We start from the raw sequence: 15995 nt of genomic DNA on the forward strand, positions 1-15995 counted from the left end.
TGCCAATTGCTTTAATCCCTTAGGTTTTTGACATTCAGGAGGAGCTGTCATGGCAGAACTCGCGCAACTACTCGCTTCCATCCGTATTCCCGATCTCGCCGGCAAGCGGGTGTTGATAACAGGCGCATCGACCGGCATCGGTGCGGCCCTCGCCCGCGCTTTTGCCCAGCAAGGCATGAAGGTCGGAATCCACTTCAACGCCAGCCGGGAGCCGGCCGAAAAGCTGGCAGCCGAGATCACTGCCGGTGGCGGCCAAGTGCATCTGATCCAGGGTGACGTTTCCAAGGATGGCGAGACCGAACGCGTCGTCAACGAGACGGCGGAGGCTTTCGGCGGCCTCGACGGCTTGGTGAACAATGCCGGTGGCATGCTCGGCCGCGTGCCTACCTCGGCGATGTCAGATGAACACTATGAGCGCGTGATGAACCTCAACGCCCGCTCGGTCCTTGCTGCGACCCGTGCCGCACATCCATATCTCAAGAAGCAGGGTGGCTTCATCATCAACACCACCTCGATTGCCGCCCGCAACGGCGGCGGCAATGGCGCGATCCTCTACGCGGCATCCAAGGGCTTCGTTTCGACCATCACCCATGGCCACGCCAAGGAATTCGTCGCCGACAAGATCCGTGTCAATGCCGTGGCGCCGGGCGTCATCGCCACGCCCTTCCATGAGCGCTATACCAACGAAGAGCAGATGGAACTGCAGCGCAAGACCATCCCGATGGGCTTTGTCGGCACCTCGGAGGATTGTGTCGGCGCCTATCTCTTCCTCGCTTCGCCGACCCTTTCCGGCTACATCACCGGCCAGGTCATCGAGGTCAATGGCGGCCAACTGATGCCGTGACGGAGAGCCGGCAATCGACTTTTTGCGCCGGGCAATGGTAACCTTTGCCCGGCGCAGTCGTTTAGAACGACGTGAACATCTACGATGGAGCGTACGCGGCATGGCAAAGACGCCCACTCAGGATCTTGAGACCTCCGTGCAATTGACGCATCCGGAGCGGATCTATTGGCCCGATGATGGCGTCAGCAAACAGGATCTTGTCGATTATTACGCGCTTGCCTGGCGGCGCATGGCGCCCTTCGTCATCGACCGGCCCCTAGCGCTGCTGCGCTGCCCGGATGGCATAAAGGGGCCGCGTTTCTTCCAGAAGCATGCATGGAAGGGCATCAATCCGCATATTGAAGAGATTGTCGATCCCGAGGACAAGGATGGTGAAAAACTGTTGCGGATCAGGGATTTCGACGGCCTTGTTGCGTTGGCCCAATCCGCCGCCCTCGAAATCCATCCCTGGGGCACGACGACGGCGCACTGGGAAAAGCCGGACATGATCATCATGGACCTAGACCCCAGCGAGGATGTTGCCTGGAGTGCGGTCATTATGGCGGCGAAGGAAATAAAGGAACGGTTCCTGGCTTTGGGCCTTGCCTCCTTCGTCAAGACGTCAGGCGGCAAGGGATTGCATGTCGTGGCCCCTCTCAAACCGAAGGCGACGTGGCCGGATGTCAAAGCTGCCGCCGAAGCGATCGCGGACGGCATGAGCGCCGACAATCCCGAAAAATATCTCTCCGTCGCCGCAAAGGCGAAACGGGTCGGCCACATCTTCATCGACTATCTGCGCAATGGCCGCGGCAACACTGCCGTCGCGCCCTATTCGACGCGCGCGAGGCCGGGGGCGGCGATTTCGATGCCACTCGCATGGGACGAATTGACCGACCGCACCGGCCCATCTTCATTCACGGTAAAAAATGCCGCACCGCGGCTGGGCGAACGATCCGCCGATCCCTGGACCGATTTCTTCGAAGCGGCTGAGCCACTGAAAAGCTAGCCATACGCGACGAATGGCACCAGCGCCGGGGTCTTGGCTTTGTAGTCTGCATAGGCCTGACCGAATGTCTCGCTCATCCAGCGCTCCTCGATGCGGACACGACGCAGAACGGCATAGAGCATGAACGCGATCGCAAGCATCGCACCGATATGGCCGCGGGCAAGCGCTGAGCCGATGATGGCAAGCAGCAGGCCGGAATAGATCGGATGGCGAACGATCGCGTATGGGCCGGTGCGGATCAGCGCGTGATCCTCCTTAACGGTGATCACGCCGCTCCAATTGCGGCCGAGGTGATAACGCGCCCAGACGGCGAAGGCGAGGCCGATGACGGTCAGCGCCGCACCAACGCCGTAATAAGTCAGATTTTGCGGCACGAGCTGGAACGAGAGGGGGCCGAGCCAGGATGGCCGCACCGCCAGCAGAAAAGCGCCGATCCAGATGGGTGCAGTGTTCGATAGCCGCGACAACGGATCCTCGCTCCGCGTCGTCTTCTTGACGCGGAACGATGCGGCAAACCAGATCAATGCCCAGATGCCCCAGCAGACCGGCAGGAACAGGGCCAGCAATGTTGCTTCGCTCATGCCGCGTTCTTATCCAACTCGGGATAGTGCCGGAAGATACCATCCTTGTTGAAGGGAATGCGGCGCTCGGATTTGAGATAGCGGGCGATGTTCGGCCGTTTCTCGACGGCATCATGCAGAGCCGTCAGATGCGGGTACTGGGTGGCCAGATGCGCTGTCGCCCGAGGGAAGGCGTAACGCAGTCCTTCGAACACCTGGAACAACGACAGATCGACATAGGTCAGCCGATCGCCGAATATGTGCGCCGGCCCTTGCGGATTTTGTCGCAGGACACGCTCGAAATAGCCGAGAAATTTCGGCATGCGGTTATCGATGAACTCGGCGGCGCGGGCCTTGGCCTCTTCCTTCTGCTCCTCGTAATATTTCGAGGTGGCGATCGGGTGGTGCGTATCGTGCACTTCGGCAACGAGATCGGTAATCGTCAATTGCAGGCCGTTCACGACATGACGCAGCCCCTGATCCTCTGGCGTAAGACCAAATTTTGGACCGAGATACATCAGGATATTAGCGACATGAGAGATGACGAGATCGCCATCTTTCAGGAAAGGCGGAGCCAGCGGAATATGCGGCTCGGATTTGCTCTTCATCATCGCTATCATGGCATGAACGCCTTGACCCTCGCTCGCCAGACCGCGGCAGACGTCGATATAGCCGGCACCGGCTTCTTCGAGCGCCAGACGCACAAACTCGCCGCGGCCCTGGATGCTGTCCCAATAGTAAAGCTCATAAGGCATTCAAAAATCCTTCCGTCCCATATACCGTCACGGCTATTTCGGCTCGCGACCAAAATCCTTGCGCAGCTCATCCTTGGCGGCTTCGAGCGTCTGCTTCTGCCGCTTGCCGAGATGGCTGCCGGCGCGATTGATGTAGAAACTTAGCATCGACATTGCAGAACGGAAGGGACTGGACTTGCGGCGATTGCTCGCTTCTGCCGAATGCTTGAGGGAATCGGCAATGGCCTTGGGATCTTGTGATTTGAAGATGCCGTTTTTCAGATCCAAGGCATCGCTGTTCTCGGTCACCTCGTGTGACCATTTCTTCTTTTGGGACCGGGCCAGGGCAGACTCCTTTCCTCAAAATACGTCGTTAGTGGTGAGCACGTTGCTCGTTGCGCTTGCGCGTCGCCGCAGCCTTCTTTGCCGATGCCGAACGTTCGCTTGCGGGGCGGTTCGCGGAGGCCTTGCCCCCGATACGTCCGCCTTTTTCCGAGGATGCGTGGCTTTCAGTATGGCCTCGGCCGGAACCGGATTTTTTGCCGCCGCCGCTTTCCTTGTTGACGGTCGCCCAGGCCCGACGCTCGGCTTCTTCATCGGAAACCCCGCGGCTTTCGTAGCTTTCCTCAATATGCTCGGCCTTGCGCTTCTGCTTGTCGGTGTAGGCGGATTTATCTCCTCTTGGCATGATCTCTCTCCTTATTGGACATGAGAAACCCAACCCATCGCCACGGAAAAAGTTCCGATTTTATGGGGAAGACAGCAATCAGTTCGAGATGTCCGGAAAAGGCTGACTCGCCACGGCGCGCGCATCATCAGCCGACGCAGGAAACATAATGCCGACGGAGCGGTCGATGATGAGGATCAAAACCAGCGCCGCAAAGAGATAAAGGATTGCGAGGACAAAGAGCGATGTCATGAAATCACATCGGCTTAGCCATGTAGCGGCGATCTGCCACCGCAACAGGCAAAACAAAGACTTCAACGTTATCCATCGGATTCTTGTTCATGGCGAAGCTCCCCCTTCGCCCAATACCATTGATGTGTGACATCTATTCCCGCGAGACGCGCAATTTGCTGAAATTCTCGCGAATTTTCGACGGCAAGGCACTATAAGACATCGGCCCGATATTCAACATCGGGCCGGTCGTATCTTCAGCCGCAAAGCTCACGTCAAATCTTCGCGTTGGGAGCCTTTTTCGACGCCCGTTTCGTCGCCGTGTCGCTGACCGCCGCAGCCATGGCAGCGGCCGCCTTGCGCTTTGCCTTGGGTGTGACGTCGATCTTCTCGCCGTTGCGGGCACTTTTCTCAAGCGCAATGCGCTCACTGCTCGCCTGTTCCCAGTGAACCGTATCACGGCCGGAAGGATATCCTTCCTCCTCCCAGATGGCATAGGCGCGCTTCTTGATCCATTCGTCCCGGGATTCCAACATTGCTGTCCTCCGTTCGCATGATCGAACATGGTTGATGAAAAAATGCCCGTTCTCAGAACGCGGGCTTTCAGGCCTTCCCGAGCAGCCGGTATGCCCGCTCTGATGGGCCATGAAGAAAACTCTCCATGTCTCAGCGCTCGAGCTGCGGCAGGCGCTTCGCACGAAAAATGCGGTGTACCATGACGGACGATAGCGAAGCGACCGAACCGCCAATATGACGACAGCGCGACCGCCGTTCAATTAAAAATATCTAATACACAGCCTTTCCACACAGCCTTCTTTCGAACGGACCGGAAATAGAGGCTACGATCGATTGCAGCTTTCACGGGCAAAGTTATACTCCCCGCATGTTCGACCTAGTGATTGCCCATTGGGGCCAAATCCTCGCTGTCCTGTCCATCGCCATGGGGGCTGTAGCCGCCATTCATGCGGCGATGACCAAGGAGGAGGTTCGCGCAGCCATCGGCTGGGTCGGCGTCATCATCCTGTCGCCCATCGTCGGGGCGCTGCTCTATGCCGTGGCCGGCATCAACCGCATCCGCCGGGCATCGCTGAGTTCACAGCGCAATGTCCTCTTCCAGAAGGACGCGACGGGCGCGCTCGCCACCTTCGACGCGCAGGGCGATATCGTGCGCAGAAACTTTGGCGAGCGCTTCGGATCGATGAAGACGCTTGGCGACCGTGTGGCGCGCTATCCGATGAGCACCGGCAACACCATCGAAATGCTGGAGAGCGGCGATGCCGCCTATGCCGCGATGAAGGCCGCCATCGACGGCGCTGAACGCAGTATCCTGCTCGAAACTTATATTTTCGATCGGGATCCAATCGGGCTGCGCATCGCCGACTCGCTGATAGAGGCCGTCAAACGCGATGTCAGCGTCCGCGTGCTGATCGACGCCGTCGGCGCCCGCTATTCAGTACCGAGCATCATGGGGTATCTGAGAGAAGGCGGTGTGCAGATGGACGTCTTCAACGGCAATGTGATCATGGGTCTCAGGCTGCCCTATGCCAACCTGCGCACCCACCGCAAGATCTTGGCCATCGACGGCCGCATCGCCTTTACCGGCGGCATGAATATCCGCCAGGGTTTCACGAGGGAATTCGCCAGTAACCATTGCGCCCGCGACACGCATTTCTGCGTCACCGGCCCCGCCGTCGCCGATCTCTTCAACACTGCGGCCGAGGACTGGCGTTTTGCCACCGGCGAGGGGCTGAGCGGCGATCATTGGCGAATCGCAACGCCGGCGAACGAGCCTGGCGCGCCGGTCTTCATGCGCGTCATTGCCTCCGGACCCGACCGCAGCGTCGAGACGAACCACAAAATGCTGATCGGCGCATTCTCGGTCGCCCGCACCTCCATCCGCATCATGTCGCCTTATTTCCTGCCGGATCGCGAATTGATCAGTGCGCTGGTGACAGCGGCGAGACGCGGTGTCGAAGTGGATGTCATCGTGCCAGCCGCCAACAATCTTGTTCTTGTCGACCGTGCAATGACCGCGCAGTTCGATCAGATGCTGAAGGATTATTGCCGCATCTGGCGCGCCGACGGCCCTTTCAATCATTCGAAGCTGCTGACGATCGATGGCACCTGGGCCTATGTCGGCTCTTCCAATCTGGACCCGCGCTCCCTGCGACTAAACTTCGAGGTCGACCTGGAGGTTATGGACCGCGGCTTCGCCAGCACGATAGACGCGCGTATCGGCGCAATCCTGGAAACGGCCACCCCGGTCGAGCTTGGCAAGCTCCGCGCGCGCCCCTTCATCGTCCGCCTAATCGAAAAAATTCTGTGGCTCGGTTCACCCTATCTCTGAACAAAGTGGCGCAATACATCTTTCTACAGACAAGCCTTTTCACATGACAAGGTCGGCAATCACTTCATATACTCCTGAAGACGTAGCTCGGCGGGCTTTGACAACGGAAACGGTCGACGGACAGATGCGGAAAAAGAACGAAAGTCTCCGTGCAAGCATTTTCGAGACCTTGAAGAATAGAAAGAAGTCGCGGGCAACGCATGCCGGAGAACGGACACGTCCGGAAGGCACATTGATTGCCTCCTACAATGTCCACAAATGTGTCGGCGCCGACCGCCGCTTCGATCCGGAGCGGGTCAGCCGAGTCATCCATGAAATCGACGCCGACGTCATCGGCCTGCAGGAGGCCGACACCCGCTTCGGCGAGCGCACGGGCCTTCTTGACTTGCGCCGGCTTGAGCGTGAAACCGGCCTTATTCCCGTCCCGGTGGCCGGTGCCACCAAAGCGCATGGCTGGCATGGCAATGTCGTGCTGTTCAAACAGGGCACGGTGCGCGATGTGCACCAGATCAACCTGCCGGGCCTCGAGCCGCGCGGCGCACTGCTTGCTGAAATCGAACTGGCCCGCGGCGGAGCGCTGAGGATCATCGCGGCGCATCTCGGATTGTTGCACAGCTCGCGCGCGCAGCAGGCACGTCTGATCGTCGATTTGATGAGCAGCGACAACGACACACCGACCATCCTCCTCGGCGATCTCAACGAATGGCGGCTCGGCGACCGCTCGTCGCTCAATACCTTCCAGGCCGCTTTCGGTCCGCTGCCGCCGGCAGTCCCGAGCTTTCCGTCCACCCTGCCGCTTCTGGCGCTGGACCGCATCATGGCCAATCGCAGCGGGCTGATCTCGACTGTGGAAGTCCATGACTCGCCATTGGCCCGCGTCGCGTCGGATCATCTGCCGATCAAGGCAGTCGTCAGTCTGGAGTCACTCAGGGCCGAAACAGAAGCGCGCGCCCAATCCGCTTGAAATCGGAAATATTGCGTTAAATCAAATTGGTCTGTTCATATCCAAATCCATCGCGCGAGGTCATCTGCGTGCACGCAGCCCAATACGTTGCGCGCGGTGCACTTCACATTCATGATGACTTCGATTTCAGATCAGACAACACGGACTGTCGATGCACATCTTTCTCGTTCGACACGGCGAATCCCTTGGCAACATCAGTGACCAGGCCTACCGGCAGTTCGGTGATCACAATGTCCCATTGACGCGGTGGGGTTATCAGCAGGTGCTGGAAGCCGGACGTCTGATCGCGTCCTATCTGGAAGGATTTCCAAGCGCTGAACCGCTGAAACTAAGTATCTGGTACTCGCCTTATTTGAGGACGCGACAGAGCAAGGATGCCCTGCTTGAGGCCTTGCCAGGCGAGTTGGTTGCGGAGGTTCGGGAGGATTATTTGTTGCGGGAGCAGGATTTCGGTCTCTTTACCGAAATCTACGACCATGCCGAACAGAGGCGGAAATTTCCCGAAGAATTCGAAAAATGGGCCAGACTGCGCAACAACAACGGGAAATTCTACGCGAGACCTCCAGACGGCGAGAGCAGGGCGGATGTGGCGCAGCGGGTTCGCCTGTTCCTTCAGACCGTCATGCACGAGGCCAGGCATGGCAGAAACAATGTGATCATTGTTGGCCACGGCGTCACCAACAGGGCGTTCGAAATGAATTTTCTGCACCATCCCGTCGATTGGTTCGAGCGCTCGGACAATCCAGGAAATGCAGATGTCACCTTGATCGAGGGAACGGCCACTGACGGTTATAGGTCAATCCTGATCCATAAGGCCGCCGATCGGGTAAAAGGACAGGAGAGCGAATTGCGCGATGCTTATGGTTCAGAGCCGTCAGCACGCCAAGAGCCGAACGATAGATCCATTCAGTAGTCGGCTCCAGCACGGCCGCCCGTTCAGCCTGGCGTGACCCAAAACGGGCTGTTTTGGGCCACGGACGGTGCGGATAGCGTTCGCCGCAAATGCCAGAAATTCCAAGGAGTCTATCTGACTCAATCCCGCAACCGGTATTGCTCCAGCGCATCGCGGTTGATTTCAATGCCGAGACCGGGGCCGTCTGGGATGGCGACGACGCCGTTCACATGGTCCAGCGGTTTTGTCAGAACGGCCTGGCGGAACGGATTGTGCGTGCGGTCGAATTCCAGGATCGGCGGCCGGCCATTGCGGCGCGGCGGGTCCGGGGGCAGGGCGGCGATGAACTGCAGACCGGCAGCGATGGCGACACCAGTTCCCCAAACATGCGGGACGAGGCGAACGCCGTTGATGGCAGCCATATCGGCGATCCTGCGCATTTCGCTGAAGCCGCCAGTGCCGCAAATGTCCGGCTGGATGATATCGACGGCGCGGGTTTCCAGCGGCTCGCGCATGCCGAAGCGGCCGTGCCAGGTCTCGCCGCCCGCAACCGGGATAGGCTGGCCGGCGCGCACCGCACGATAGGCGCTGAGCTGCTCGGGGATGACGGGTTCTTCGAACCAATCGACACCGTATTCCGCAACGGCCTTGCCGACCGTGCAGGCTTCCAGCGCGTCATAGCCATGGTTGGCATCGATCATTAGCCGGATATCCGGACCGATCGCCTCGCGCACGGCGCGGATGACGGCGATATCCTGATCGACATCGAAGCCGATCTTGATCTTCACCGCATGGAAGCCCTGCGCGACATAGGCGGCGGTTTCAGCGGCAATATCGGAGACCGGATCGACACCATCCTTGCGGAAGGAGCCGGTTGCGTAGGCCTTCACATCCTCCCGGAAGCGGCCGCCGAGCAGGCGCGACACCGAGGTGCCGTAGTGTTTGCCCTTGATATCCCAAAGTGCGATATCGATGCCGCTTAACGCCGTCACCGTCAGCCCGCGCTGGCCCTGGTCTCGCAGGAGATTGTAGAGTTCGAGCCAGATGATTTCCGTGTCGCGGGGATCGCGGCCGAGAAGGCGAGGGGTATAGGCTTTCACGACGGCGGCGTTCGGGCCGGCCGGGCCGAGGCATTCGCCCCAGCCTATCGTGCCGTCATTACAGACGATTTCGACAAGGCAATGTTGGCGACGATCGAAACGCATGGAGGCGCTTTCGAAGGCGTGATCCAGTTTATGGTCGAGCAGATGGGTGTGGACAGCGGAGATTTTCATGGGCGGTACGGCCTGATCAGATCATCGAGCATGGCGACTTCCTGTTCGGTCAGGTCGGTCAGCGGTGGGCGAACCGAACCAGCATCGAAACCAAGCAACCGGACGCCGGCCTTGATGGCCGACACAGCATAGCCCTTCTGACGGTTGCGGATGTTCATGAAGGGATAGAAGAAATCGACCAGCAGCTTGTTGGTCGTCGCCGTCTCCCCGGCGCGCAGCGCCTTGTAGAAATTCTGCGCCAAGGCCGGCACGAAATTGAAAACGGCCGAGGAATAGGTGGTCACACCGGCGCCGAGATAGGCGTCGGCGAAAAGTTCGGCCGTCGGCATGCCGCCGAGATAGGTCAGCCGCTCGCCCATCGTCGCAGTGATCTTGCGCACCAGGCCGATGTCGCCGGAACCGTCCTTGAAGCCGACGAGGTTCGGGCAGGCATCGCAGAGGCGGGCGAGCGTTTCGGCCGTCAGGATCGAATTGTCGCGATTGTAGACCATGACGCCGATCGAAACGGCATCGCAGACCGCCTTGATATGCTGGAACATGCCGTCCTGCGGCGCTTCGATCAGGTAGTGCGGCAGAAGCAGGACCCCGTCTGCACCGGCTTTCTCCGCCGATTGCGCGATCTGGACGGCGATGCGCGTGCCATAGCCGCAGCCTGCGACGATGGGCGTATCGCCGGCAGCCGCCTTTGCAGCGCTGACGATGGCAGGGATTTCATCCGGTGCCAGTGAGAAGAATTCGCCGGTGCCGCCGGCCGCGAAAAGCACGCTGGCTTTGAAGCCCGAAAGCCAGCCGACGTGATCGCCATAGGCATTGCGATTGAAACTACCGTCCCTGCCGAACGGCGTCACAGGAAAAGACAAGAGCCCGGCGCCGAGCGCGGCCTTGAGAGCTAACGGGTCCATGGACACGAGGATCCTCCAAATCCATTTAAATTAATGGGATCATAAATGACATATGACGACAGTCAATCAGTTATCATATGTCTATATTCAGGAACTCTTTCGGATCAAGTTGCGGTAGCGCTGCTGACTGCCTTTCAGATGCAGCCGCATTGCCTCGCGTGCGGCGTGTTCATCGCGATCCGATATGGCTTCAGCGATACGTCGATGCTCGGTCTGGATCTGCGCCATATAGTCGGCAGAGGCAATTTCGTCCGGCTGATCCTGAAGAAAGGAGCGGGGAATCATCTTTCTGCCGGTCAATTCCAGAAACTCGCGGAAGCGAGGATTGTTGGTGGCGTCGGCAATGGCGAGATGAAATGCAAAATCGGCCTCCGACGTCGCAATACCGCGTTCCATGGCGCGATCGATATCCTCAAAACGCTCGATGATCGCCTCGTCCTGTGCCGGCGAACGGCGAGCTGCTGCGAGGCCCGCGGCTTCTGTTTCCACTGCAGCGCGCAGCTCCAGCATCTCGATGATGGAGGAGATCCGTCCGGTATCGGTGCCCAGCAAGCCGGCAGCAGGGAAGGGTCTGGCATTGCGGACGAACACGCCGACGCCGTGGCGCACCTCGACCAGCCCATCGGCGCGCATCGAGGCGATCGCCTCGCGAATGACGGTGCGACTGACCTTATATTGTTCTGTAAGGCCGCTTTCGCTCGGCAACTTTTCGCCGGGCTTCAGGGCGCCGCCGAGAATCTCCTGTCGCAGTTGCTGACCGACGACATCCACCAGGTTGCGCCGGCCCGCCGGCCGTTCGTCACGCTCCCCAATCTTGATCGCTGCATCCCGCGGCATTCCGACATCCCCATGTTTCGACCATGGAGATTACAGATATATGATGACGAGCGGAAGCCCATATTATAAGTTCCGCTTCGATGATACCGATATGGGAGAAAACCATGCTGAAAACTCTGCTGATGACGGGTGCTGCCGGCGGCGTTGGCCAAGCGCTGAGGCCACTTCTTTCGCAGATCGCCGAGGCCGTCGTGCTCTCGGATATTACCTCGATCAACGATTTGCGTCCGAACGAACGCTTCGTTGCCTGCGATCTCGCCGATCGTAGCGGCGTCGAGGCACTGGTCACAGGCGTCGACGGCATTATCCATCTTGGCGGGATCTCTTTGGAAAAGCCCTTCGATCTGATCCTTCAGGGCAATATCGTCGGCCTTTACAATCTCTACGAAGCCGCCCGCGCCGCCGGCAAGCCGCGCATCGTCTTTGCCAGCTCCAACCATACGATTGGCTACTATCGCCGCGACGAGCGCATCGACAGCGCCGTACCGACACGTCCGGATTCGCTCTACGGGGTCTCGAAGGTCTACGGCGAAGCCCTGGCGAGCCTTTATTTCGATAAGTTCGGGCAGGAGACATTGTCGGTGCGCATCGGCTCCTGTTTCCCAGAGCCACGCAATCCGCGCATGCTGGCGACATGGTTCAGCGCCCGCGATCTGATGACGCTCTGCAGCCGTGCCTTCGAGACCCCTCGGCTCGGCCACACGATCGTTTACGGCGTCTCGGATAATGACGAACAATGGTGGGACAACCGCAACGCCGGCTTCCTTGGTTGGAAGCCACAGGACAGCTCCTCGCCCTGGCGCGCGGAAGTGCTGGCGAACGCCTCGCCGGAAGACCCGAATGACCCGGCTGTCATCTTTCAGGGCGGTGGTTTTGCCGCAGCCGGCCATCCGGAAGACTGAGAGGGGCCAGAACTGCCGGAACGGCGATCCGCTCGCAAACTCTCAGTCGCCGTTTCGGAACAATCTCCAGCGCGTCGGCCTGAAAGCGATGCGGTTGCGGCCAAGCGCGCCGGCTTTGTCCGGCGGCAGCTCGATTTCGATATGGTCATGACTGGCGCCGATATCCAATTCGATATGGCGGGTGCCGGCAACACGGCGGCTGGAGGTCAGTAATCCGGCGATGCAGCTGCCATCGCCGTCGCGAAGCTCGATATCGTGCGGGCGAAAATAGAGATAGGCCTCGCCGTCAGGCTCATGCGGTGTGCTGAGCCCGAGAGGCCGGTCCTCGAACCAGATTTCGCCGTTGGAAATGCGCACCTTCACCCGGTTCGACTGTCCGATGAAACCATAGACGAAGGGCGAATTCGGCGTGTCGTAGATCTCGTCCGGCGTGCCGACCTGCTCGATCGCGCCCTTGTTGAGAACGACGACACGGTCGGCCAGCTCCAGCGCCTCTTCCTGATCATGGGTCACGAAAACGGTGGTGTGGCCGGTACGGTCGTGGATTTCGCGCAGCCATTTGCGCAAATCCTTGCGTACCTGCGCGTCGAGTGCGCCGAAGGGTTCGTCCAGAAGCAGCACATTCGGCTCGACCGCCATGGCACGCGCGAGCGCCACGCGCTGCCGCTGGCCGCCGGACAACTGTGCCGGATAGCGCTTCTCGAGGCCATTGAGCTGCACCAATTCAAGTAGCTCAACAGCACGACGATGGATTTCGGCGCGGGGAGGGCGGCGCGACGCTGTGCGGACCTTCAGGCCGAAGGCGATATTATCCAGCACCGTCATATGACGGAACAGCGCATAATGCTGAAACACGAAGCCGATGTTGCGCTGCTGGACTGTCTTCTTCGACGCATCCTCGTCACCGAAGAAAATCTGACCCTCGGTCGGCGATTCCAATCCGGCGATCAGACGCAGCAGCGTCGTCTTGCCTGAGCCGGATGGGCCGAGGAGGGCGATAAGTTCACTAGAGCGGATATCCAGGGAGACGTCATGCAACGCGGGAAAGCGACCGAATTCCTTGCGCAGATTTTGAACGCGAACTTCCATTAACAATTCCTTCAGTGACGCCGGCTGGCTGCGATCTCTTCGCTATAGCGCATTTCCAGCAGCGTCTTCAGTATAAGCGTTACAAGGGCAAGCAAGGCGAGAAGCGTAGCAACCGCGAAAGCTCCCGAGAAATTATATTCATTATAGAGAATTTCGACCTGCAACGGCATGGTGTTGGTTTCGCCGCGAATATGGCCGGAGACAACCGACACGGCACCGAATTCGCCCATGGCACGGGCATTGCAAAGGAGAACGCCGTAAAGCAGTCCCCATTTGATGTTCGGCAATGTCACATGCCAGAAGGTCTGCCAGCCATTGGCGCCGAGCGACAATGCTGCCTCTTCGTCCGCGTTTCCCTGCTCCTGCATCAGCGGGATCAATTCGCGGGCAACGAAGGGGAAGGTGACGAACATTGTCGCCAGAACAAGGCCGGGAACCGCAAACAAGATCTGGACGCCATGGCTCTGCAGCCACGGCCCGAGGACACTGTTTGAGCTGAACAGGAGCACGAAGACTAGGCCCGATATGACCGGCGACACGGAGAACGGCAAATCGATCAGCGTCGTCAGGAACGCCTTGCCCTTGAACTCGAACTTGGCGATCGCCCAGGCGGCGGCAACTCCGCAGACAAGGTTCAGCGGTACACTGATGCCGGCAACGATCAGGGTCAACCGGATGGCGGCAAAGGTCTCTTCATCCACTAAGGCGCTGAAGAACTCTTCAGCACCCTTGCGGAACGCTTCGACAAAGACGGCGGCAAGCGGCATCAGCACCATCAACGCCAGGAAAGCGAGCGAAATGATGACGAAGATCCATCGCGCGAGCTTGCTCTCGGTGATGACGGAATGAACCGCGTCGGATGAGGAAACGGCATCATGCGCCATAGCCGTACCTCTTTCTGCTCCAGGATTGAGTGAGGTTGATGATCAGCAGCATGACGAAGGAGATGATCAGCATCATGGTCGCGATCGCCGTCGCTGCCGCGTAATTATATTCCTCAAGCCGGATGACAATGAGCAATGGGGCGATTTCGGAGACATAGGGCTTGTTGCCAGCGATGAAGATCACCGAGCCGTATTCGCCGGCCGCACGCGCGAAAGCCAGAGCGAAACCGGTCAAGGCCGCAGGAGCCAGGCCGGGCAGCAGAACGCGGGTGATCGTCTGGAAACGGTTTGCGCCAAGTGTCGCCGCGGCTTCTTCCACTTCACGGTCAATCTCTTCCATGACCGGCTGCGCCGTTCGCACGACGAAGGGCAGGCCAACGAAAATCAACGCGATGATGATGCCGGCAGGCGTGAAAGCGATCGTGATGCCAAGTGGCGCAAGAAACTGCCCGATCCAGCCGTTCGGCGCGTAAAGCGTCGTCAACGCAATGCCCGCGACCGCTGTCGGCAAGGCGAAAGGCAGGTCGACCATAGCGTCGATGATGCGCTTGCCGGGAAAGCGGTAACGCACCAGCACCCAGGCAAGGATCAGTCCAAATACGGCATTGACGATGGCGGCGATGAACGCACCGCCGAAACTCATGCGGAGTGCGTAAAGCGTGCGGATATCAAGCGCAATGGCCCAAAACTTGGACCAGCCGAGAGAGCTGCTCTTCCACAGCAATCCCGAGAGCGGGATGAGAACGATTAGGATGAGCCAAGTCAAGGTAACGCCGAGCGCCAATCCGAAGCCCGGAATGACACTCGGCTGCCGAAACCGCCACCGTTTGCGGGTTATTACATGCATTCAGAATTATTGTCCCGGCTTGTACATCTGGTCGAAGATGCCACCATCATCGAAGAACTTCGGCTGAGCTTGGGACCATCCACCGAAATCGTCAATCGTTGCAAGCTTCAAAGTCGGGAACCGGGCAATATCCTTAGGATCGGCCGCTTCCGGCTTGATCGGCCGGTAGTAGTGCTTGGCGGCGATCTTCTGACCCTCATCGGAATACAGGTAGTTCAGATAGGCCTCGGCAACCTTGCGGGTGCCCTTGGTGTCGACATTGCCGTCGACGACTGCGACCGGCGGGTCGGCACGGATTGAAACAGAGGGCGTCACGATCTCGAATTTATCGGGGCCGAGCTCTTCGAGCGAAAGATAAGCCTCATTTTCCCAGGCGAGCAGAACGTCGCCGAGGCCGCGCTGAACAAACGTCGTGGTCGCGCCGCGGGCACCGGTATCGAGCACCGGCACGTGCTTCAACAACTGCGTCACATATTCCTGCGCCTTGGCGTCATCGCCGCCGTTTGCCTGCTTGGCCCATGCCCAGGCTGCCAGGATGTTCCAGCGAGCACCGCCCGAGGTCTTCGGGTTCGGCGTGATCACCTGGACATCGTTCTTGACCAAGTCCGACCAATCCTTGATGCCCTTTGGATTGCCCTTGCGCACCAGGAAGACGATGGTCGAGGTATAGGGAACACTGCTGTTCGGGAACTTGGTCTTCCAGTCGGCGGGAATCTTCTTGGTCGCCTTGGCGATGGCGTCGATGTCACCTTCCAGTGCCAACGTCACGACATCGGCGTCAAGACCGTCGATGACCGAACGGGCCTGTGCGCCTGAGCCACCATGCGAAGCCTTGATGTTGAGGGTTTCACCCGTATCCTTCTTCCACTTCGCGGCAAAGGCTGCGTTGAAATCCTTGTACAATTCGCGTGTCGGATCGTAGGAAACGTTGAGAAGCGTCTTATCCGCGGCCCATGTTGGCGCAACTGCCGTAAGCGAAAAACCGCCGATGAGAACTGCGGCGGCGAGAAGCCGCGAAAGCTTTATCGTCTGCATG

General features: G+C 59.2%; 19 protein-coding genes. 6 read left to right on the plus strand and 13 right to left on the minus strand.

Annotated elements, in window-relative coordinates; genetic code table 11:
• Nucleotides 1–49: 49 nt before the first annotated feature.
• Together FHT86_RS21905 and ligD are read left to right on the plus strand one after the other, a co-directional pair.
• A complete protein-coding gene (locus tag FHT86_RS21905; protein WP_133709583.1) occupies nt 50–844 on the plus strand; it encodes an SDR family NAD(P)-dependent oxidoreductase in 795 nt (264 codons plus the stop codon).
• A gap of 100 nt (nt 845–944) precedes the next feature.
• Nucleotides 945–1829, plus strand: coding sequence for a non-homologous end-joining DNA ligase (ligD, locus tag FHT86_RS21910; protein WP_133709584.1), 885 nt, complete (start codon nt 945–947; stop codon nt 1827–1829).
• On the opposite strand, the gene FHT86_RS21915 is transcribed toward ligD, so the two are convergent.
• The 6 genes from FHT86_RS21915 to FHT86_RS21940 all read right to left on the minus strand — a co-directional run bounded on the left by FHT86_RS21915 (nt 1826) and on the right by FHT86_RS21940 (nt 4557).
• The gene (locus FHT86_RS21915; protein WP_133709585.1) at nt 1826–2410 is read right to left on the minus strand and encodes a methyltransferase family protein; all 585 of its coding nucleotides are present in this window, start codon (nt 2408–2410) and stop codon (nt 1826–1828) included. The two genes, ligD and FHT86_RS21915, sit on opposite strands and share 4 nt — an antisense overlap.
• Nucleotides 2407–3144 (minus strand): glutathione S-transferase, encoded by a 738-nt coding sequence (locus FHT86_RS21920; RefSeq protein ID WP_133709586.1) that lies wholly within the window; start codon nt 3142–3144, stop codon nt 2407–2409. Before FHT86_RS21920 ends, FHT86_RS21915 begins: the two co-directional genes overlap by 4 nt.
• A gap of 33 nt (nt 3145–3177) precedes the next feature.
• The gene (locus FHT86_RS21925) at nt 3178–3468 is read right to left on the minus strand and encodes a DUF3175 domain-containing protein (RefSeq protein ID WP_133709587.1); all 291 of its coding nucleotides are present in this window, start codon (nt 3466–3468) and stop codon (nt 3178–3180) included.
• A 28-nt stretch (nt 3469–3496) separates the two neighbouring features.
• On the minus strand, nt 3497–3811 hold the full coding sequence (locus FHT86_RS21930; RefSeq protein ID WP_133709588.1) for a plasmid stabilization protein: 315 nt from the start codon (nt 3809–3811) through the stop codon (nt 3497–3499).
• 78 nt (nt 3812–3889) lie between these two features.
• The gene (locus FHT86_RS21935; protein WP_166656897.1) at nt 3890–4042 is read right to left on the minus strand and encodes a hypothetical protein; all 153 of its coding nucleotides are present in this window, start codon (nt 4040–4042) and stop codon (nt 3890–3892) included.
• 254 nt (nt 4043–4296) lie between these two features.
• On the minus strand, nt 4297–4557 hold the full coding sequence (locus tag FHT86_RS21940) for a DUF2934 domain-containing protein (RefSeq protein ID WP_133709589.1): 261 nt from the start codon (nt 4555–4557) through the stop codon (nt 4297–4299).
• A 347-nt stretch (nt 4558–4904) separates the two neighbouring features.
• Here FHT86_RS21940 and FHT86_RS21945 point away from each other — a divergent pair, with 347 nt between their 5' ends.
• From FHT86_RS21945 to FHT86_RS21955, 3 genes are all read left to right on the plus strand, one after another.
• On the plus strand, nt 4905–6368 hold the full coding sequence (locus FHT86_RS21945) for a phospholipase D-like domain-containing protein (RefSeq protein WP_133709590.1): 1464 nt from the start codon (nt 4905–4907) through the stop codon (nt 6366–6368).
• 124 nt (nt 6369–6492) lie between these two features.
• Complete coding sequence (locus FHT86_RS21950; RefSeq protein WP_133709591.1) at nt 6493–7332, plus strand: endonuclease/exonuclease/phosphatase family protein; 840 nt, start codon at nt 6493–6495, stop codon at nt 7330–7332.
• A gap of 151 nt (nt 7333–7483) precedes the next feature.
• Complete coding sequence (locus FHT86_RS21955; protein ID WP_133709592.1) at nt 7484–8245, plus strand: histidine phosphatase family protein; 762 nt, start codon at nt 7484–7486, stop codon at nt 8243–8245.
• Nucleotides 8246–8364: 119 nt separating this feature from the next.
• On the opposite strand, the gene FHT86_RS21960 is transcribed toward FHT86_RS21955, so the two are convergent.
• The 3 genes from FHT86_RS21960 to FHT86_RS21970 form a co-directional block, all read right to left on the minus strand.
• Entirely contained in the window at nt 8365–9498 is a 1134-nt protein-coding gene (locus FHT86_RS21960) for a mandelate racemase/muconate lactonizing enzyme family protein (protein ID WP_133709593.1), read from the minus strand.
• Nucleotides 9495–10400: a 5-dehydro-4-deoxyglucarate dehydratase gene (kdgD, locus tag FHT86_RS21965; RefSeq protein WP_133709594.1), complete on the minus strand. Its 906-nt coding sequence runs from the start codon at nt 10398–10400 to the stop codon at nt 9495–9497. Before kdgD ends, FHT86_RS21960 begins: the two co-directional genes overlap by 4 nt.
• A gap of 87 nt (nt 10401–10487) precedes the next feature.
• The gene (locus FHT86_RS21970; RefSeq protein WP_133709595.1) at nt 10488–11237 is read right to left on the minus strand and encodes a FadR/GntR family transcriptional regulator; all 750 of its coding nucleotides are present in this window, start codon (nt 11235–11237) and stop codon (nt 10488–10490) included.
• A 104-nt stretch (nt 11238–11341) separates the two neighbouring features.
• Here FHT86_RS21970 and FHT86_RS21975 point away from each other — a divergent pair, with 104 nt between their 5' ends.
• On the plus strand, nt 11342–12139 hold the full coding sequence (locus FHT86_RS21975) for an NAD(P)-dependent oxidoreductase (protein WP_133709596.1): 798 nt from the start codon (nt 11342–11344) through the stop codon (nt 12137–12139).
• A 42-nt stretch (nt 12140–12181) separates the two neighbouring features.
• Here FHT86_RS21975 and FHT86_RS21980 read toward each other — a convergent pair whose 3' ends face one another.
• The 4 genes from FHT86_RS21980 to FHT86_RS21995 are packed head-to-tail and all read right to left on the minus strand — an operon-like array spanning nt 12182 to nt 15994.
• Entirely contained in the window at nt 12182–13228 is a 1047-nt protein-coding gene (locus tag FHT86_RS21980; protein ID WP_133709597.1) for a sulfate/molybdate ABC transporter ATP-binding protein, read from the minus strand.
• A gap of 11 nt (nt 13229–13239) precedes the next feature.
• Nucleotides 13240–14112 (minus strand): sulfate ABC transporter permease subunit CysW, encoded by an 873-nt coding sequence (gene cysW, locus FHT86_RS21985; RefSeq protein WP_133709598.1) that lies wholly within the window; start codon nt 14110–14112, stop codon nt 13240–13242.
• Nucleotides 14102–14959 carry a sulfate ABC transporter permease subunit CysT gene (cysT, locus tag FHT86_RS21990; RefSeq protein ID WP_133709599.1) on the minus strand — a complete coding sequence of 286 codons (858 nt, stop codon included), beginning with the start codon at nt 14957–14959 and terminating at the stop codon, nt 14102–14104. The genes cysW and cysT overlap by 11 nt, the downstream gene beginning before the upstream one ends.
• 6 nt (nt 14960–14965) lie before the next feature.
• Nucleotides 14966–15994, minus strand: coding sequence for a sulfate ABC transporter substrate-binding protein (locus tag FHT86_RS21995; RefSeq protein WP_133709600.1), 1029 nt, complete (start codon nt 15992–15994; stop codon nt 14966–14968).
• Between the last annotated feature and the right edge of the window lies 1 nt (nt 15995).

The organism is Rhizobium sp. BK313 (genome assembly GCF_014193655.1).
GTDB lineage: Bacteria > Pseudomonadota > Alphaproteobacteria > Rhizobiales > Rhizobiaceae > Rhizobium.